At 44.9% G+C, this 17373-nt stretch carries 21 protein-coding genes and 1 pseudogene; 18 read left to right on the plus strand and 4 right to left on the minus strand.

Annotation, left to right across the window (positions count from 1 at the left end; translation table 11 throughout):
- Positions 1–11 precede the first annotated feature (11 nt).
- Positions 12–1337, minus strand: a complete 1326-nt coding sequence (locus tag AACU59_RS15565; protein ID WP_094145757.1) for an IS4 family transposase — start codon at positions 1335–1337, stop codon at positions 12–14.
- Positions 1338–1469: 132 nt separating this feature from the next.
- Here AACU59_RS15565 and AACU59_RS15570 point away from each other — a divergent pair, with 132 nt between their 5' ends.
- The 17 genes and pseudogenes from AACU59_RS15570 to AACU59_RS15650 all read left to right on the plus strand — a co-directional run bounded on the left by AACU59_RS15570 (position 1470) and on the right by AACU59_RS15650 (position 12932).
- Complete coding sequence (locus AACU59_RS15570) at positions 1470–1820, plus strand: hypothetical protein (RefSeq protein ID WP_094145755.1); 351 nt, start codon at positions 1470–1472, stop codon at positions 1818–1820.
- Positions 1820–2470, plus strand: coding sequence for a phage baseplate assembly protein V (locus AACU59_RS15575; protein ID WP_176428591.1), 651 nt, complete (start codon positions 1820–1822; stop codon positions 2468–2470). The genes AACU59_RS15570 and AACU59_RS15575 overlap by 1 nt, the downstream gene beginning before the upstream one ends.
- 2 nt (positions 2471–2472) lie before the next feature.
- Positions 2473–2820, plus strand: coding sequence for a GPW/gp25 family protein (locus AACU59_RS15580; RefSeq protein ID WP_094145753.1), 348 nt, complete (start codon positions 2473–2475; stop codon positions 2818–2820).
- Positions 2817–3695 carry a baseplate assembly protein gene (locus AACU59_RS15585; RefSeq protein ID WP_094145752.1) on the plus strand — a complete coding sequence of 293 codons (879 nt, stop codon included), beginning with the start codon at positions 2817–2819 and terminating at the stop codon, positions 3693–3695. The genes AACU59_RS15580 and AACU59_RS15585 overlap by 4 nt, the downstream gene beginning before the upstream one ends.
- On the plus strand, positions 3695–4246 hold the full coding sequence (locus AACU59_RS15590; RefSeq protein WP_094145751.1) for a phage tail protein I: 552 nt from the start codon (positions 3695–3697) through the stop codon (positions 4244–4246). Before AACU59_RS15585 ends, AACU59_RS15590 begins: the two co-directional genes overlap by 1 nt.
- Entirely contained in the window at positions 4247–5122 is an 876-nt protein-coding gene (locus AACU59_RS15595) for a hypothetical protein (protein ID WP_094145750.1), read from the plus strand. It abuts the gene before it with no gap.
- A complete protein-coding gene (locus tag AACU59_RS15600) occupies positions 5119–5676 on the plus strand; it encodes a hypothetical protein (RefSeq protein ID WP_094145749.1) in 558 nt (185 codons plus the stop codon). The genes AACU59_RS15595 and AACU59_RS15600 overlap by 4 nt, the downstream gene beginning before the upstream one ends.
- 78 nt (positions 5677–5754) lie before the next feature.
- Positions 5755–7233 carry a phage tail sheath C-terminal domain-containing protein gene (locus AACU59_RS15605; protein WP_094145748.1) on the plus strand — a complete coding sequence of 493 codons (1479 nt, stop codon included), beginning with the start codon at positions 5755–5757 and terminating at the stop codon, positions 7231–7233.
- Positions 7226–7732 carry a phage major tail tube protein gene (locus AACU59_RS15610; RefSeq protein WP_094145747.1) on the plus strand — a complete coding sequence of 169 codons (507 nt, stop codon included), beginning with the start codon at positions 7226–7228 and terminating at the stop codon, positions 7730–7732. Before AACU59_RS15605 ends, AACU59_RS15610 begins: the two co-directional genes overlap by 8 nt.
- A gap of 58 nt (positions 7733–7790) precedes the next feature.
- A complete protein-coding gene (locus AACU59_RS15615; RefSeq protein WP_161437822.1) occupies positions 7791–8093 on the plus strand; it encodes a phage tail assembly protein in 303 nt (100 codons plus the stop codon).
- 107 nt (positions 8094–8200) lie between these two features.
- Positions 8201–9877 (plus strand): phage tail protein, encoded by a 1677-nt coding sequence (locus AACU59_RS15620; RefSeq protein WP_094145745.1) that lies wholly within the window; start codon positions 8201–8203, stop codon positions 9875–9877.
- Positions 9878–9925: 48 nt separating this feature from the next.
- On the plus strand, positions 9926–10288 hold the full coding sequence (locus AACU59_RS15625) for a phage tail protein (protein ID WP_254917768.1): 363 nt from the start codon (positions 9926–9928) through the stop codon (positions 10286–10288).
- The gene (locus AACU59_RS15630) at positions 10263–10469 is read left to right on the plus strand and encodes a tail protein X (RefSeq protein WP_094145743.1); all 207 of its coding nucleotides are present in this window, start codon (positions 10263–10265) and stop codon (positions 10467–10469) included. Before AACU59_RS15625 ends, AACU59_RS15630 begins: the two co-directional genes overlap by 26 nt.
- Positions 10460–11467, plus strand: a complete 1008-nt coding sequence (locus tag AACU59_RS15635) for a contractile injection system protein, VgrG/Pvc8 family (RefSeq protein ID WP_094145742.1) — start codon at positions 10460–10462, stop codon at positions 11465–11467. The genes AACU59_RS15630 and AACU59_RS15635 overlap by 10 nt, the downstream gene beginning before the upstream one ends.
- A gap of 83 nt (positions 11468–11550) precedes the next feature.
- Positions 11551–11745, plus strand: a complete 195-nt coding sequence (locus tag AACU59_RS15640; protein ID WP_094145741.1) for a hypothetical protein — start codon at positions 11551–11553, stop codon at positions 11743–11745.
- An 81-nt stretch (positions 11746–11826) separates the two neighbouring features.
- Positions 11827–11985: pseudogene (locus AACU59_RS15645) on the plus strand (L-threonine 3-dehydrogenase); the annotation flags it as partial.
- 197 nt (positions 11986–12182) lie between these two features.
- On the plus strand, positions 12183–12932 hold the full coding sequence (locus AACU59_RS15650) for a substrate-binding periplasmic protein (RefSeq protein ID WP_094145586.1): 750 nt from the start codon (positions 12183–12185) through the stop codon (positions 12930–12932).
- A gap of 142 nt (positions 12933–13074) precedes the next feature.
- On the opposite strand, the gene AACU59_RS15655 is transcribed toward AACU59_RS15650, so the two are convergent.
- Positions 13075–13941, minus strand: a complete 867-nt coding sequence (locus AACU59_RS15655) for a LysR family transcriptional regulator (RefSeq protein ID WP_094145585.1) — start codon at positions 13939–13941, stop codon at positions 13075–13077.
- A gap of 107 nt (positions 13942–14048) precedes the next feature.
- On the opposite strand from AACU59_RS15655, the gene AACU59_RS15660 reads away from it, so the two are divergent.
- Entirely contained in the window at positions 14049–14423 is a 375-nt protein-coding gene (locus AACU59_RS15660) for an isochorismatase (RefSeq protein WP_094145584.1), read from the plus strand.
- A 126-nt stretch (positions 14424–14549) separates the two neighbouring features.
- Here the strand turns inward: AACU59_RS15660 and AACU59_RS15665 are convergent, their stop codons facing one another.
- Together AACU59_RS15665 and AACU59_RS15670 are read right to left on the minus strand one after the other, a co-directional pair.
- On the minus strand, positions 14550–16757 hold the full coding sequence (locus tag AACU59_RS15665; protein ID WP_237666649.1) for a dermonecrotic toxin domain-containing protein: 2208 nt from the start codon (positions 16755–16757) through the stop codon (positions 14550–14552).
- The gene (locus tag AACU59_RS15670) at positions 16758–17078 is read right to left on the minus strand and encodes a hypothetical protein (protein ID WP_237666650.1); all 321 of its coding nucleotides are present in this window, start codon (positions 17076–17078) and stop codon (positions 16758–16760) included.
- Positions 17079–17373: the final 295 nt, after the last annotated feature.

Below are 17373 nucleotides of genomic sequence, written 5' to 3' on the forward strand. Positions count from 1 at the left end.
CCTAATGCCGTTCACTTAAGGTGAGCGGCATTGTATTTTCTAGGGTATCGGCTTGGCTTTTTCTTCACGACTCTAGGGAAGGCTCTTTCTCGCCTTGGCTCAAGTATTAAGCTCCCACTCATTGCATAGAAGTTTTGGAGTTGCCTCGGTATGGCTCCCGGTGACGAGTAGGGAAGCCCCACTATTAGGCGCATGATGTGGGCTAACGCTCCATTGAAGCTAAGTTGGTATGGCAAGTAGTCTCCATTCAACGTATTACACATCTGCACCATTTGATATCTGACTAAGTTGTATGTCAGTAGTATTCCCCAGAGCTCTTGTCTCACGAGCTCTGGGAGTCGGCTTCGCAGTGTAAGGCGGTTACCCAGCATGTATTGTTTTTGCTCTCGGTACCCCAGTTCAATTTCCCAACGGTATTCATATAAACCGACTATATCTGATTTGGGATAAAGCATAGGGTCAACCATTGAGGTGAGAACATCGTATTGCTTCCCCTCTTTGACTCTCGTGATTAAACGTACCACAACCTCTTCTTCTAGCTCTGGCCATTTCTTACGCGCTTGCGGATTACTCTTCAGTTTTATCAGTTTATCTTGTCGGCCAAAAGACTGAACGACTTCATAAATCAGCCCTTTTTTCATCGGGATAAGCCAATGGCGATTGATGCCGTGCGAGCTCCATGCTTGAAGTAAACCTAGGGAGTAAAAGCCTTTGTCGAAGAGCGTTAAGCTGTTATCGGGGGTCGTTTCGATAAGCTGCTCTGCCAGCTTCATTTCATTGACGGTATAACAGTCAAAAGCACTGCCTGTGATTAAATGACTGCTCAGCTCCATCTGACAGACCATGCGCACCTGTGGATACTGTGTTTCTTTACCATCCCGATTAGTGGGCTTAGCAAACGCTTCAGCGTTATCTTTTGAGTCTTCTGTTCGCCATAAAACCCCATCAACACCCAGTAACGTAAGTCCGTTCCAGTTTGGTAAGTTAGCCTGTTTGAACCAATGACTTTGCGTACACTCAAAGAGCGCTTTAGCGGCTGACTCACCAAGGTTTTTTCTTCGCTGTGTTAATGCACTTGGAGCAACAAATGGCTTACCTGTGCGGTCAACAATATCGAGCATGTTTACAATGTCAGCCATGGATTTATCGTTATAGATAGCCATGCCAACCAGTAACCATGCCATCGACTCTAAAGTGAGCTTTCGTTTTCTTAGAGTAACGGTATCAGTAAGCTCATAAGCACTATTGATGAGCTCAATGGGTAAGAGGTCTGCGAGTGTTTCAACTTGATTGGGTTTATAACTGTTGATGATATCGAGGGCTTGAGAAACGTGCATAAAAAAATCCGATAAACAAGGTCTATCGGATTTTTACATAAAGGTAGGATCATTCAACTGATCTGCCGATTAAAGTCTTAACTGATCGGCATTAGGGTTCTCAACCTCACTTTTTATGTCGGCATTAATGTTATGGATAATCAATTAGGCCCTGATATAGGACCTAGCGACTATCAAATCCTATTGCGTGATTTGGCGATGGCCGTCAGCAATGAAGTGCATCAATCACGATTCGGGATCATGGGAACGGTCAAGCCAGCCACTGTATCGAGTGTTCAACCGGATGGTTTTGACGTTGAACTGGAAGAGTATGAGCTGTGGTCAGTCTCTGCCACACAACCATTTATTACGGGTAGTCTCAATGAGGCTCTTGAAGCTGAAGTTTACATCCCAAGCGGAAAAATCATGGTCGGCTATTCACCTGACATTGGTGAGGATAACGAACCAAAATACGATGCGGTTTACGACAAAACGGGTGAATGATGTCCGATACTGAACTTTACAGAATCGTTAGCCGGTTAGAGCAACGAGTCAGCAATCTCATTCGTGTCGGTCGGGTTGCAGAAGTTCAGAATTCACCACCAAGAGTTAAAGTTGAGTACGACAAAGACTCGGCAGGCAACCCGGTTACAACGGGTTGGCTGTGCTATTTCGAAGAGCGTCAGGGTTTTGTTCAGACATGGAATCCACCTAAGGTGGGTGAGCAGTGCGTTATTCTATCAGCTGCCGGTGATTTGCGTTTGGGGAAGGTGCTGCTTGGATTAAATACCGATGGCAATCCACCCATTAGCACCGACCCTAATATTCACAAAATTCAATTTTCAGATGGTAGTGCCTTTACTTACGATCGCTCAATCAGAGCCTGGGATATCAATCTGGGCAGCGGCAATACCACGTTTACCGGAACGCTTTTCACCTTTAACGCCGACTTAGTTTTCAATGGTGACGTTCTCCAAACAGGCGAATATGAGCAGGTAGGCAACTTCACGACCTCGGGCAATGTTACGGCTATTGGTAATGTCACCGGTGCAATGATGTATGACTCCGTCGGTTCGATGTCATCCATTCGAACTACGTACAATGGCCATCGTCACGAAGCTACCGACCCACCCCCTGATCAACAGATGAGTTAATTATGCAAGGTATGGACAGAAGAACTGGGCGAAAGCTCAGCGGCCTCGATCACCTATGGCAAAGTGTTGAAGATATTTTGACGACACGAATTGGCTCAAGGGTCATGCGTCGAAGCTATGGGAGCGACCTTCCTAATCTGATTGACGAGCCGTTTAATGAAGCTGTTCGTTTGGACATGATAGCAGCCACGGCTGATGCGCTTGGCCGTTGGGAAACCCGTTTTAAAGTCACCTCTGTAAGCATTAACCACACCTATACCAACGGTAAGGCAAGAGTCGAAATTGATGTGGCAGGGGATTACCTGCCCGATGGTACCGCAATTAAGCTGGAAGGGATCGTAATTACATGAGCATTGATTTATTGTCTTTACCACCTCCTGCTGTGAAAGAGGAACTGGACTTCGAAACCGAGCTGCAAAGCAACAAAGACCAGTTTCAAGAAGCGTACCCAGAGTGGGATGCGGATGTGGAATCTGACTCAGCGGTTAAACTGCTTGAGGTGAATGCCTACAACTCCATTACTGAACGTCAGCGAGTGAATGATGCGGCCTTGGCCGTGATGTTGCCTTGGGCCTCTAGTGATGATGTTGATAATTTAGCGGCAAACTTCAATTTAACCCGCAACATTATCCAGAAAGCTGACGATACGGTTTCCCCTCCTTTGGAGCAAATTAAAGAAGGTGACGATTCTCTAAAGCAACGAATCTTACTGGCGTGGAGTACGTTAACCAATGCCGGAACGCCCTCATCGTACACTGCACATGCCCGTAATGCTCACCCAAAGGTCAAAGATGCCCTAGCGGTCAGAATTAAAGGTGGCGAAACAAAAACCTTCGTTCTTTCTACCGATGGTAATGGTGTCCCTGAGCAAGAGATTTTGGATGCCGTATCCGCTCGTTTGAACGAAGAAGGTATTCGTCAGCTGTGTTCCACCAATACAGTTGAAGCGGCCACCATCACCAATTACAGCATCACTGCCGTGCTAGACATCAGTGATACCGCTGTTGAACAAACGGTCTTGGCCACGGTGCTCAAAAACACACAAACCTATGTCAACAAAGTGCATGTGCTCAAATCCACTGTCAGTAAATCTGCGTTGGATGCGGCAATGCATATTGAAGGTGTGACGGATGTGGATTTAGGTGGGTTTGCCAATATCGTGACCGATGAAAGCGCCGCTCCTTACTGCACGAGTATCACCATCACAGCGAAAGCGAGGGAATAATGAGTTTATTGCCAGCGAACGCGACCGAATTTGAGTTAGCACTTGAAAAGGTGATGACCTCGGACATGAGTTCTCCCATTCGCGATTTGTGGAATCCGTTGAAATGTCCGTTAGAGCAGCTTTGGGTTATGGCGATTACCTTTCAGGTGGATGAATGGGATGAAAAATGGTCTGAATCGGCTAAGCGAAACACGTTAGTGGAAGCGTTTCTTGTCCATTGCACTAAAGGCACGCAAGAAAGTATCCGCAGGATACTTCGCAATGCTGGATACGATGCTGTGGATGTGGTTGAAGGGCTGACGATTGCGACCAGAGATGGGAGCCGAACCCGAAATGGCCATTTTTATCACGGTTGGGATGAAGCCTGGGCGATGTACCGAATTTATCTTCAACGCGCTATTACCAATCAACAAGCCAAGCAAGTGACACGATTACTGAATGCTACAGCGCCACTGCATTGCATTCTTGCCGGGTTGCATTACACCGAAGCTTTATTTTTGCATAACGGAGAGATTTTCCGTGATGGTACGTATAACCGAGGAGCTGCATAGATGGCAGGTTTAGTAGAAGTTTCCCAATGGGAAGATGAAATTTATCAGCTTGAGACCACGGACCCAGTGGAAGGTGGTCCCGATGGGATTGATAACCGACAAGCAAAGCAACTTGCGAACCGAACTCAGTTTCTAAAGGATAAGTTCGATGTTACGAAAAATCCCAATCCATTACCGCAATACCCGTTGTCAAAAAACGCGCAGTTCCAACTCTATGATCCTACTCGATCGTATGTGGTTGGGGATGTTTGCTACACCATTGATGCCGGAACCGGCTCTAAAACATACTGGGAATGGTACTCCAATGTTGAGTCGTTGGCGGGTAAAGACCCATTAAACACAGCTAACCGCCGTATTGGTTGGACGGATGTCACCAAGCCATTCTACTGGAAGCCCTACATGCCAAAAGTAGCCGGTGAAACCATGTATTGGGATACCGATATTATTCCAGAAAATATGGTGGTTGGTATTGGTCAGCAATTACCTGTAGCGGTTTATCACTCACTGGCAGCGGCAAAGCCAGAATGGATTGATGCAACTGACAACACGCTAATCAACGTTCCAGACCGACAAGGGCGGTTTGTTCGTGCCTCTGATGGTAGTGATTGGCTGGCAGGGGAAACGCATGAAGATGCTATCAGGAATATTCAAGGGCAATATAACCAAGCGGGTTACTACAACAGTACGTCAACAATTGCGACAGGCATGGTTGGAGCGTTTACGCTTGGTGGGATTCCAAATTCAATGACTGGGCTTACTTTTAGCAGTGGTGGTAATCGTTCTCAGATAATAGAGTTTGATGCCTCTCGTGTTGTTCCAACTGCCGACGAAAACCAACCTAAAGCCTTTATTGAATGGGTAGGATACGCACTATGATTGATGTTTATTACACATATAACAAAGACACGTTGGAAGTGAATCAAGTGGGCGTGTCTGCAACTAAGTTTTCTAAGATCCCAGAATATCCAAGGGATGCACTTCTTGTTAAGCCGTTAGAACCTAAAGAGGGCTTTCTGGTTCGCGTTTGTGAGTTTGAAGATGGTCGCCCAACGGCTACAGAATACGTAGCCGACCACCGTGGTAAGGCCATTTACAACAAAGCCAATCCACTTGAATCGAAACAAGTCAAAGACTTGGGTGATATTGAAGACGGTTGGACACTCACCCAACCACCACACGAATTCGTCACTTGGAGCGAAGAGTTAAACGACTGGCAAGTAGATACACAAGCCAAATACGAAGCCGAAGTTGAGCTAGTTTCCGCCATCCGTGAAAGTCTTTATGTGCAGATGGTTGATCGCCTGAACAACGAAGCAAAAATGATTCGTCGTGTTGAAGGTGATGAGGCAAAGGCTGTTGCTTATGAAGAGCAAGCTGATGCCGCATACTTGAAAATTCGCGCTGACAACCCTTGGCCTGAACTGCCATAGCCATCACTCATTACTTAATTCAAACCTTAAACCTCGCTTTGGTGGGGTTTTTTATTACCCGACAAACAGGAAAACACTATGCCTGAATTTTTACATGGCTCGGAGGTCATTGAAGTCAATGACGGGGTGCGTAGTATCACCACCGTTAAGATGTCGGTGATCGGTATTGCGGTGCAGTCGGCTTTTGCGGCTTCCGCAACAAAAGCAACGTTAACTCTTGGCTCTGCAGCGATTAATGACGACTTAACGTTTACCGCTGCTGCCGCTGGCTCTGCAGGTAACGGTATCAACGTTTCCATTGCACTAGCCACTGAAGCTGACCAGCAGCTTGCGGTCACCGTCAAAGATAAAGCGATTACGATTACTCTTGGGAGTGATGCTAATAAGAATCCAACCGGAACAGTGACTGAGATTGTCACCGCTTATGACTTAGTTGCAGAAGCGACGGCGCTGGCGGCAATCAGTACCACCGCAAAAGAAGCGGATGCAGATATTCCAGAGCCGATTAGCAAACAGTTCTTATCCGGTGGTAGCGATGAGCCATTTCCTCTGAATAAGCCGGTTCTGGTGCTTGGTAACGAACGTTACGCCGAAGGCCTCGGGGTAAACTCGCAAGCTTACAAATATGTTAAGCAAATGATGGAGCAATACGGCGCTTTAGTGGTGGTGGTCAGAACGGCAACCTCCGCAGATAGCGCAGTTCAAAAAGGCAACATCATTGAAGCGATTGGAAAGTTTAAAGATGCTCAATCTGAGGTGCAATACAAACCTCGCATTCTGATCGCACCAGGTTACAGCCATGATGATGGTGTCGGTAAAGCACTGGAAAGCGCCGCTGAGAAACTGCGTGGTGTTACTTACCTTGATATGGATGTCGCAGCAACGTACACCGATGCGATGAAGCGTCGTAAATCTTACGGTGGCCGTGTCGAGATTATGTGGCCACAAGATGTGGTTTTCGACAGTGATTTGAACGTCAATACACCAATGCCTAAGTCGGTTTCAGCTGCAGGTTTACGTGCGCGTATTGATGCTCAGCGTGGTGTCCATGTTTCTAAGTCGAACAAAGAAATTTACAACACTGTTGGTACTAACCAAACGGTGGATTGGGCGTTGAGTGATAAAAGTTGCTTGGCCAACATCCTCAATGAAAACCGAATCAGTACCACGATTCGTGAAGGTGGCTTCCGCCACTGGGGTAACCGGAATTGTTCAATCGATCCTAAGTGGATGTTCGAAACTACTCGTCGTGTCGCTGACATGATTAATGACAGCATCGAGCTAAATCACTTATGGGCGGTCGATGAACCGGGTACCACTCAATACATGCAAGATGTCTTGGGTGGTGTGAATGCGTACCTTCGTCAGTTGAAGAACGAGGGGATTATTCCAGGTGGTAAATGTTGGCTGGATAAAGACCTGAATACACCAGAGCTGATGACTCAAGGTATTTACTACTTTGATTTCGACTTTGGCGTTTACTACCCAGCAGAGCACTTAATCTTCCGCTCTCGCTTGAACAATGGCTATTTAGAAGAGGTGATCGCGAATGTCTAACTGGGCGCGTAAATACCAAGGCTTATACGCTGATGGCAAAGAAAAGATTGCCAGCTTACTCGAGTACACACCACCAGTCCCTGAAGTTCTCACTGAAGAGTTTCGCGGTGGTGGTATGGATATGGCGATTTCCATGGATATGGGTATGGCAGCAATGGAAGCGAGCTTCAGTATCGGTGAAGACCCAGATATTCTGGCTCTATTTGGTATCAAGAAAGACGGGAAAAAGGTTCCATTTTTTATTCGTTCTCATCTTGAAAATGATGTCACTGGTGCGAAGAAAACGGTCATTGAAGAGCTTCGCGGTCTGGTCTCCAAAATAGACCATGGAACGAAAAGTGGTGGCACTTTCACGGGTACCACAGTCACGATTAAGCCGTCTTATTACAAATACGAAGTGGATGGCACCATTATTCATGAATTTGACCCTATCAATATGATTCGCACCATCAATGGTGTGGACCAACTGGCAGAAGCTCGGGCTTCTCTCGGTAAGTAATCTCAACCTTCTTCTTTTATAGCCTCCTGATATGGGAGGATTTTTGTTTGGAGCAAACATGAGCACGATTAAGCTAAAAAAGCCTGTTAATCACGACGATAAAACCATTTCTGAATTGACCATGCGTCGTCCTATCGTTCGAGATCATATCTGGCTGGATCATCAAAAGGCGAAAATGAACCGTGAAGGCCTAGTCCTCGATGACGTTGAAAAAGACGCGATGATGTATGCCCGACTTGCTGATGTGGATATCGAAGTGATCCAGAAACTCGACATGGTGGATTGGGGAAAGTGTCGCCGATTCTATCTCAGTTGTCTCAAGGACTCCGACGATTCCGCTCAGAAGACCGAGACGAATTAATTTACAAGCTGGCCACGCATACTGGGTGGCAACCCTCTGAGATAGAAGCGTTCGATATCGAGCGCTTTCTATTTTTTGTTGAACAAATGCCTAAGAAGAAGAGCTAAATGAGCGCTGCCCAACATTTAAAATCTGTGGTTACGCTTGGCGGTGCCGTTGATGCTTCGTTCACAAGCATGGCCAGCGAAGTCGATAAGCAGCTTGGTGGTGCAACCAAGCAAGTGAAAATGCTTGAGCGTGAGCAAAAAAGCCTGACCAAGCAAATCAAGAAAGCCAAGTTAGCCGGTGCGGATGTTTCACTCTTAACCAGGCGCTATGACGCATTGGGTAAAGAAATCGATGAGGCAACCACCAGTGCTCGTGGCTTTGAAGCCGCCAGTGACTTAAAGAAGTCACTGAAAAGTACCGTGGGCGCGGTTGCAGCCACTTCGGTGGGTTTGGCTGGTCTTAGCGCGACCGTTGTAGGGTTAACTTCAGTCACGAATGCCGCGACTGCAGAGCAGGCGGGTTTTGCTAAAGCCTATGGCATGAGCATCGAGCAGTTTAATGCCTGGGGCGGTATCGCTCTGCAGGCAGGGTTGAACGCTGAAAATACGGGTGATTTGGTTGAAGAGTTGACCAATAAATTCGGTGAGTTTAAGGCGTTAGGCAAACAATCCTCGGTGTCTGATGTTTTTGGGGCACTTGGTATCGATGAAGCCATGATGGAAGGCTTGAACGCTGCAGAGCAGTTCGAGTTTGTCATGAGCCGATTGGAAAAGGTAGGGGATACTCAGCAAGCCGCTTCACTGGCTGACATGTTGTTTGGTGGTGAAGGTAACAAGATCGTTACTTACATTAAAAACAGCGGTCAGAGCCTGGATAAGCTTCTAGATTCTCAGAAGGCCATCAACAACCTGACCCAAGAAGGCGCGGATGGCGCACTTAAATACAACACTGCTTTGAACTCTGTCACCCGAGCCATGTATTCCGCTTGGCAGGATGTCGCAGGGGTTGTGGGCGGTGAAGTTGCGCCAGTGTTTGACGAGTTGTCTCTCACGGTAAGCGCGTTTGCCAGAGAGCACAGAGAAGAGATCACCAGCTTCCTGAAGAGTGCGGTTGAAGGTTCAATCGCATTTGCCAGTGGTGTTTTCCAAATAGCCGATGCAGTCAATGACGTGGTACAAACGTTTGGTGGCTGGGAAACGGTTGCTGGTGCGGTCGCTGGCATCATGGCAGGCAAGATGGTGCTTGGCATCGCGGGTGTAATTAGCAATGTCAGAACCATGATCACTGCGCTTGGGACCGTTAAGTCTGTAATGCTTGGCGTGAATGCGGTCATGGCTGCTAACCCCATTGGTGCGGTTGCACTGGCAGTTGGTGTATTGACCGCCGCTGTGGTGGCTAACTGGGACACAATTATGTCCTGGATAGATGACATCAAAGGCGCGTTCTCTGAGTTTATGGACTGGCTTGGATTAGGGGATGATAAATCCTCTTCAAATCCAACGCATTCAGTAGTGACGACCGCAGAATCCTCTGCGACCACGGCCGCAAAGAATCGCGGTTATTATGGAACACAAGCACCTACGTCTGATTACAACCCTTATAACTATGCCAGCCGAGCTCAAGCTGCGAATGACCAAACCTATGCTTCATCCGGTGCTAGGACCGTGAATCAGACGGTTGAAAATATCACCGTGGTGGCAGCACCTGGTCAATCACCAGAAGATATCGGTAAGGCTGTGAACAGGGAACTTGGTGGCCATCAAAATGCAATGTTCGATATAAGCTCTGGGGATTAATATGGCCGAAACAGTCATGATGAAATTGGGGGGGACTTTACGTTCTCCATTCATACTGCCGCTTATCAGCAATTAACTAAGACCTATCGTTGGCTTTGGGCATCCACCAACCGATTTGGTAATACCAGCTCATTGCAATACACCGGAAAAGAAAACCCAACGGTGAGTCTACCCGGTGTCATTTATCCTGAATTCGAAAGGGTAGGGATCCACCAAATCGAAAAGTTAGTGAAGTTGGGTGATGCCGCTAAGCCTCATCTGATGATTTCAGGTCTTGGTGATGTCATGGGGTATTGGGTGGTGAATCAATTGGTTGAAACGGAAGACAAGCACACGGTCGCTGGTATTCCTATTAAACAAACTTTTTCTTTGGATATTACTTATTATGGCCAAACTCTATCGAACTCGTGATGGTGATGTATTAGACGAAATCTGTTACTCGGAATATGGCACAGAGAAGGCCATCACTGCTGTTTTGAATGCTAACCCTGGGCTGGCAGAAAAAGGCAGTAAGTTTGCAGCGGGTATCCAGATCATTTTGCCTGATTACAGTCCACCGGCAGAAAAAGATGAGGATGTGTTATGGAGCTGATGACATACCTTCCTCAGTTTAAAATTGAGGCTAATGGCAAAGACATCACCTATGCCATTGCTCAGTCATTTTCTGAGTTGACGATTACCGATGTCAGTGGTGAAAAAGCGGATACGCTGACCATTAAACTGGATGGAAGCAAAATAGGGAAGTTGCCAACCAAGAGAGCGGCGTTAAAGGTATCGTTAGGGTTTAACAACCGACTACACAACCAGGGAACTTTTTACGTAAACGGGATTGGTGAAAGTGGGTTTCCGTCCGTGGTGACCATCACGGCCACTTCCGTTCCTTTGGGTGGTAAAGAGTTGGGTACCAGCATTCAGACTCAGAAAACGCAAAGTTGGGATGACATCACTATTGATGAGTTGCTTAAAACCTTAGCAGCAAGAAACAATCTCAATGCCATCTGTAATGCAGAACTTGCCTCCATCAAACTTGAACATATCGACCAAACCTCTGAATCAGACATGGCGCTGATGACACGCCTTGCTCGTCAGTATGGTGCGGTGAGTAAAGTTTCAGATGGAAACTGGCAGTTCTTGAAAATGGGTGAAGGGAAAAATGCTTCGGGTACCAAGACGTTGCCAGTGCATATCATTTACAAGTCGAGCTGCAGCAACTATCAGTTTAATTCTAACAGCCGAACGGAAGCGGCCAGTGCAGTGGCTAAGTGGCAGAACCCAAATACAGGTGAGACCGGAGTGGTCCGTTCGGGAAGTGGAGAGCCCTCTTTTCAGATCCTCTATCAGTATCCGAGTCAGGAAGAAGCGCAAGCCGCTGCAGATGCGAAAGAGAAAGCTCTCACAGAAGGAGCGGATACCTTCAGCTTTTCAACTGAAGCGAACCACAAACTGGTAAAAGCTTTCGCAGAAGGACATGTTAAACCTCAAGGTTGGCGTTCTGAAATCAGTGGTCGAACTTGGTGTATTAAGCAGATTACTAAGACACTAACATCTGGATCTGGCTTGTCCATCGACATTTTATGTAACTCGATTTGATTGAAATAACAAAAGCACATCACACTTCTCGCTCATCGTGTGTCATATAGTTTTAGTAGTAATCAATGAAAAGAGGGAAAAATATGTCTGCTATTCATGGTTGTACAGAAGTCCCAGGGACTAACTACCAAGATTCAGTTACTGTGACTTATGTTTTTGTTGATGATGAGGGGAACAAGAAAACAGGAACACTTAGTGTCAGTGGTAATAAACACAGTAAAGAGCAACAGTTGATGGAATATACAGGCGCTTCTTCAGTTACATGGGCCCCTAAATAAAAATAGCCCCAATTTCGCCCCATAGATATTATCTGTGTTTTTAACTGTTTGATTTAAAATGCAAATAATGTTCTTGTGCCTGATATGTTCGAAACTTGGTATAAAATGGCGAGCCTGATCCAATCTGGCCTTGATTTAACGCCTATCATCACTCACCATTACAAAATTGATGACTTCCAAACGGGTTTCGATGCTATGCGCAGCGGGCTTTCTGGCAAAGTTATCCTTGATTGGCAGTAACTCACTAATCTACTAACACCATGAAGGGGCTTTTTAGCCCCTTTATTCTATAAATTTCTATTACGAAGTTTAATTGTTATCCCTGATCTAATTGGCACTATCGAATCTATCTCTTTTGCTCCTTTCACGAAATTTTTCGTAAATTTTCAAAGCTTAACTATGCTAAATGGAAATACACCTCAGAAAGGAAACTATTCATGCAACTTCTTAAACCGTCGCTAGTTGGCTGTGCGCTATTGCTAGTTAGTCAATTTTCATCATTCTCGGTCAAAGCTGATGTGTTAACGCTTACCTCACTTGAATGGCCGCCTTATTCATCACCCAAACTTATGCAAAATGGAGCCTCGATTGCGGTTGTCTCTGCTGCGATTCAAGCTATGGGGCATGAACTTAAAGTTGAATTTTATCCTTGGGAGAGGGCTGTATACTTAGCGACTAATGATGCTCAGTATGCAGGATATTTTCCAGAATACTTATTTGAATCTAAAGATATTCTCTTTTCTAACTCGATTGGTTTAGGTCCACTTGGGTTTGTTGAAAATAGTGCAACCCCTGTAACTTGGGCGAGTTTATCCGATCTAAAACCATATAAAATTGGTGTGGTGCGGGGCTATGTTAACACCGAAGAATTGGATCAAATGATCGCAACTGGAGAGCTAAAATCAGAAGCGGTCAGCAGCGACAGTCAGAATCTTGCGAAAGTCGGCCATGGACGGATCTCACTTGCGGTGATTGATAGTAATGTTTTTCAATATTTGTTAGAAAATACGCCAGCGATTGATCCTATAAAAGCCAATTTACAAATGAACAGCCAATTGCTGGTGGAAAAGTCGCTGCATGTTGCTTTTACCAATAATCCAGAAGGCGAGCGTTGGAAAAATATTCTCAATGACGGGTTAAGTCGTATTGATGTGGAAAAAATCATGGCGGATTATTTGTCGAAATAAATAAAAAGCGTTTCCGAAAGCAGTGTGAGACGCTTGCTGTAAATCTAGCTTGAGCGGTAGATTTTTATCCACCGTTCAAGATGGCCTGACTATGTAGCCTTTCAATGTATTAATTTCTTTCTTAAATAGTGGAGCAAATCATTTATTTAGACAGTTTGATTGCCAAGCACTGCTCTAAATTATGAATACATAGTTTGACTATAGAGGGAACGTGGCTTGCGAACGGAGTTAAGGTGTAGACGGTGTTGAGAGGTAAAGTGTGTTCGGGCATTAAGTTCACTAGATTGTGCTCCATTTCAGTTAAATAAAAATCAGGAATAATACCAATACCAGCACCGGAACGAATCAAAGATAGGCAGCTATGAAATGAATTTGCAATACAATTTGCATGTTTAGTATAAATGAAAGATGTACCGCTAGTGTGGTGAAATTGGTGTATTATTTTCTCTGCTTGCCAAACATTAGCAATATATGGCAATTCATTGATATTATTTGTCTTTTCTGACACTCCGCATAGAACATCCCTAAACTCACCAATGCGTTTTTGTTTAATATTACTATCATGTGAGGACCCAATTCTGATGGCAATATCGATATCGTGGGCTATTAAATCAAGGTGCTGATCATCACAAATTAGCTCTGGTTTCAGCTTTGGATAGGTCTTCATCAAATCAGCAATAACGGGAACCACTAAACTATCCATCAATGCATTGGGAGCGGTAATACGAAAGCGCCCCTGAGGTTCAAGTTGATATTCGCTAGCGATATCCCAAGCGCAATTGGCAAGTATATTTAATTCCTTGCATTTTAGGTAAAAACGTTCACCGACATCAGTCAATATTTGTCGTCTTGTTGTCCTTTTCATCAGGATCATACCCAGCTCTTTTTCTAAGAGCTTTAAATGCTGGCTAACCACTGACTTAGAAATATTGAGTTTATCAGCTGCCGCGGATACCGAGCCTGCTTCGACGATATGAGCAAAAATGGACATTTGTCTTAATCTATTCATGATTATTGTTCTTTTTTACTAAACATTAATTTCTATTATTGCTGTTTTTCATGGAGATGAGTAGCGCTAATCTATAGCGGACAATATCACTTAGAGGTATAAAAACGATGGTAAATAACTCAGTATTAGCCGCTTGCCAGCAAGGCATTGCAGCGTGGCAAAGCGCATTTAACCAGCAAGATGCTAAAGGTTGTGCAGATCAATACGTTTCCACATCAACAATGCATGCTCGCCCATTTGGAGTTTTTGAAGGTAAAAGTGCCATTGAGGCTTTCTGGCAAGATATTATGGATCAAGGTTTTAAGGAGGTTTCTTATACGAATGTTTACTGGGAACCCGCTGGGCAAAATGGATATATACTAACGGCTGAGTGGCAAATGAATAAAGCATTTGGTGTCATACATAAAGAGCATTGGGTAGTGGAGAGTGATGGGAAAGCTCGTTTAGCTAGCGATGATTTTGAAGTGTTGGGTGAGCGGTAAATCTTTGAGGTATCCTGATGCTTTTCATTCTGAAGCGTTGCCTCTTCGGTTGTAGCGGTTTTTAGTGGAAAAAGTAAGGAGGAAGCCCCTCCTTACTGATTGAAGTATTGTGCCTAAATTATTTCTCTATTCGCTCTTTGATTCTGCTGGAGACAAAGGCGCTTCATCTTCATGCCATAATAAGTCGGCGTGGTTTTCATAGCGCTCTGCAAATGACATTTCAGGGCTTAAATCATACTTAAGCGTATTTTTTAACCGTTCGAATGCTTGTGTGGCCACTTCAGGTGTTGCGGTTGCATGAGGATTAATCAGCAATTCAGCACTACGGTAGCTGGGTTCGCTTATCAAATCACGATACCCAATATCAGCACCGTTAAACGGGCCTACAGCAAATATGATATCTTCTGGCGGAATATTAAGTGTTGCGACTTCGTGAAGTGAAGCACCTCGTACAGAGGTATTTACAGCTTTTCCTCCATGATTGAGTTCTACTGCGTAGACGTAGCCACGCTGCTGATGCAATGCGTAATTTATGGCGACAGACTGCTCGGAACTTGTCGAAATCACACCGCGAATACCTCGGGTGTGGTGATCGAGTTCAAAATACTCTACCACTCCCGGTTTTCGGTTAAAACCAGAGTGGAAAAGTTCATCAGGCAGTCGTGTATCGCCTCTAAATACAAGGCTCCCTTTTAATTCGGGCTGATAGCTGTGTAGAACGGGGACATTGAGTATTTCGTGTTGAGCCTCTTGGTTGAGTCGATGCAAGGATTTAACGTCGGTCAGATAGGCATAAGGGTCAACTTTCTGCTCTAATTCCCAGAAATCTTTTAGTGCTTCTAAGTTACGGCCACCAGTCATATCAGCGTAGCCAGAGCCACCTAGCCCTGGGCGATTAGGTAAATCTTCTGGGAGCAAAATTTCAGGTAATTCGCTACGGCTACTGTTTTGTTCGGAAAGTGCGTCATTACTTAGCTCATCATTGCCACCTTTAAGCCCTCCGTGTTCAAGCCATTGTGGTTCGCCGGTCTCTTGATCTAAGGTTCTAACAACTCGTTTATCACTTAATAAACGTCCACTAGCGGCATCAATTTCTCGGTAATAGCCAAAGCCATCGGCTCGTAGCAAGGTGCCTCTACCGCTGTCAGTAAGCTTAACACCAAGTAACTCCTCACCCGTTTGTGGATGAGTAATGATTTTTGGCATTGAGACAAAATTATTCAGTTCTTCTACTGGGAAGCCGTGATTAATCACCACACTATTTGACAATGAATCGATAGCTATATCTGCAGACTGCTCAAGAGTGCGTCCATATTGGGCTAGAGTCGGAAAGAGAGTGGTTGCACCGACAATAGCTGCGTTTATCGCGCTCATTTGCGTCCCTTGCAGACGCTCAGCAAGAGTATCGCCATTGACCGCTTTATCTAGGCTTAAACCAAATTGAGTACTACTGATGGTAATACCTAGCGGGATGCCTAGCTCTGGTGCGATCACATCTACAATAGGGAATAGGGTCATTACGCTGTAAGCAACAGAAAGTAAGTAGTCGCGTTGTGCTTCACTATTGGATTTGATCATAGTATCAGCATCACTGACCAGACGAGCTTTGATTTGTTCTGTGAGCCGCGCGAAGACATCGCCGTAAATTGGGCGATGTTTCATCATGAAATAGTCTTCATTCCAACTACCACTAGCAAAGCCTTTAAGAGCGGTATCTATGCCTGAATAAGTCGTGCCATCTTGGCGTAGATAGAGACTGAAGTGCTTGGCTAAGGTTGCGCGATTATTGGCATTCCGCAGGCTTTTATAAAGGTGTTTTTTTAGCTGGCGTTCATTGGCATAAGGGAAAAAGGGTTGCGGTGCTCCTGGGATGTACAGAAGTCCTGCATTTTTCCCTGGTTGCTCAATCAGTAGAATATCAGTGGAGTCATAGCCGTAAATATCAAAGCGGTAGACATTAATTTCTCGTGAGCGGTTTTTTTTGAGTAGTGATGTCGCTAATTGGTACTGTGCTTGACTCAGTAACCCTAAGCGATATTGCTGATAAGCCGAGAATGCATAACTATCTTGCGTTAATTGAGTGTAGCGCTTGCCATATTGCTGCCAAAAATGATTCAGCTCTTGAGTGTAAGTGGATTGGATATCGAGGTTATAGTAAGCAATATCCCATAGTGCAGAAGAGAGTAAACGTACCTCATTATGTTCATCGTAACGAGAGTGTCCAGCTCCTTGAGTGTAGATGCCGGTATCTACATCGATTGTACCAGGTGAGGTGTCTCGATATTCATTAAATACATTGAGCATTACTGCTTGAGTTAAAGTATAAGACTGCACTCAACCATTGTAACTACGCGAGCTGCTCATGGCACCATTAAAACGGTGATAGAAAACGGTGTCAGGATCGATATCATGATAACCATGTTTGAGCAAAGCCGCTTTAATTTCTCGTGAAGCGGTGGTGACAGGGTCGGGTATGGCTTGTACTAACTGGGCATAATCTTGTGCAAAATTAAATTGCCAAGCTTTGTCAAAAAGCAGTTGTGATTCTGAGCCTATTGCCAAATTATTATTTGAAGTTTGATTGGCAAAAGAGGGAATGGTGGGCAGCGAAAAAACCATGGCTAAGACCAACGGTTTAAAAAATTTATAATTCATTTAATTACCTATACGGATAAAGAATCTATTTAACGAGCCAGCAAGTATGCGGAGCTAAATTTCTATTCAACAAATCTATCAATAGTTGATTGAAGTATTTATATAGCCTATATGCTAACACGGCTTATTATCAGGATAAAGAATTGCATATTTTAATTTTACAATGCTTTATTCTGTTTTTTTTGTAAATAAGTAAGCTATTGTAAATAGGTAATACAGAGGCAGTACGCAATCGCTGCTCTAATAATGAGTGCAACCTAAACGGTGATGTTTTCAGCAGTGAATAGTCAAGAAT

This window comes from Vibrio sp. V23_P3S9T160, from assembly GCF_963886625.1.
Taxonomy (GTDB): domain Bacteria; phylum Pseudomonadota; class Gammaproteobacteria; order Enterobacterales; family Vibrionaceae; genus Vibrio; species Vibrio anguillarum.

Excerpts from the sequence above, each read along its gene's own strand:
- AACU59_RS15565 (WP_094145757.1), bottom strand. The coding sequence starts at position 1,337 with ATGCACGTTTCTCAAGCCCTCGATATCATCAACAGTTATAAACCCAAT.
- AACU59_RS15570 (WP_094145755.1), top strand. The coding sequence starts at position 1,470 with ATGGATAATCAATTAGGCCCTGATATAGGACCTAGCGACTATCAAATC.
- AACU59_RS15575 (WP_176428591.1), top strand. The coding sequence starts at position 1,820 with ATGTCCGATACTGAACTTTACAGAATCGTTAGCCGGTTAGAGCAACGA.
- AACU59_RS15580 (WP_094145753.1), top strand. The coding sequence starts at position 2,473 with ATGCAAGGTATGGACAGAAGAACTGGGCGAAAGCTCAGCGGCCTCGAT.
- AACU59_RS15585 (WP_094145752.1), top strand. The coding sequence starts at position 2,817 with ATGAGCATTGATTTATTGTCTTTACCACCTCCTGCTGTGAAAGAGGAA.
- AACU59_RS15590 (WP_094145751.1), top strand. The coding sequence starts at position 3,695 with ATGAGTTTATTGCCAGCGAACGCGACCGAATTTGAGTTAGCACTTGAA.
- AACU59_RS15595 (WP_094145750.1), top strand. The coding sequence starts at position 4,247 with ATGGCAGGTTTAGTAGAAGTTTCCCAATGGGAAGATGAAATTTATCAG.
- AACU59_RS15600 (WP_094145749.1), top strand. The coding sequence starts at position 5,119 with ATGATTGATGTTTATTACACATATAACAAAGACACGTTGGAAGTGAAT.
- AACU59_RS15605 (WP_094145748.1), top strand. The coding sequence starts at position 5,755 with ATGCCTGAATTTTTACATGGCTCGGAGGTCATTGAAGTCAATGACGGG.
- AACU59_RS15610 (WP_094145747.1), top strand. The coding sequence starts at position 7,226 with ATGTCTAACTGGGCGCGTAAATACCAAGGCTTATACGCTGATGGCAAA.
- AACU59_RS15615 (WP_161437822.1), top strand. The coding sequence starts at position 7,791 with ATGAGCACGATTAAGCTAAAAAAGCCTGTTAATCACGACGATAAAACC.
- AACU59_RS15620 (WP_094145745.1), top strand. The coding sequence starts at position 8,201 with ATGAGCGCTGCCCAACATTTAAAATCTGTGGTTACGCTTGGCGGTGCC.
- AACU59_RS15630 (WP_094145743.1), top strand. The coding sequence starts at position 10,263 with ATGGCCAAACTCTATCGAACTCGTGATGGTGATGTATTAGACGAAATC.
- AACU59_RS15635 (WP_094145742.1), top strand. The coding sequence starts at position 10,460 with ATGGAGCTGATGACATACCTTCCTCAGTTTAAAATTGAGGCTAATGGC.
- AACU59_RS15640 (WP_094145741.1), top strand. The coding sequence starts at position 11,551 with ATGTCTGCTATTCATGGTTGTACAGAAGTCCCAGGGACTAACTACCAA.
- AACU59_RS15650 (WP_094145586.1), top strand. The coding sequence starts at position 12,183 with ATGCAACTTCTTAAACCGTCGCTAGTTGGCTGTGCGCTATTGCTAGTT.
- AACU59_RS15655 (WP_094145585.1), bottom strand. The coding sequence starts at position 13,941 with ATGAATAGATTAAGACAAATGTCCATTTTTGCTCATATCGTCGAAGCA.
- AACU59_RS15660 (WP_094145584.1), top strand. The coding sequence starts at position 14,049 with ATGGTAAATAACTCAGTATTAGCCGCTTGCCAGCAAGGCATTGCAGCG.
- AACU59_RS15670 (WP_237666650.1), bottom strand. The coding sequence starts at position 17,078 with ATGAATTATAAATTTTTTAAACCGTTGGTCTTAGCCATGGTTTTTTCG.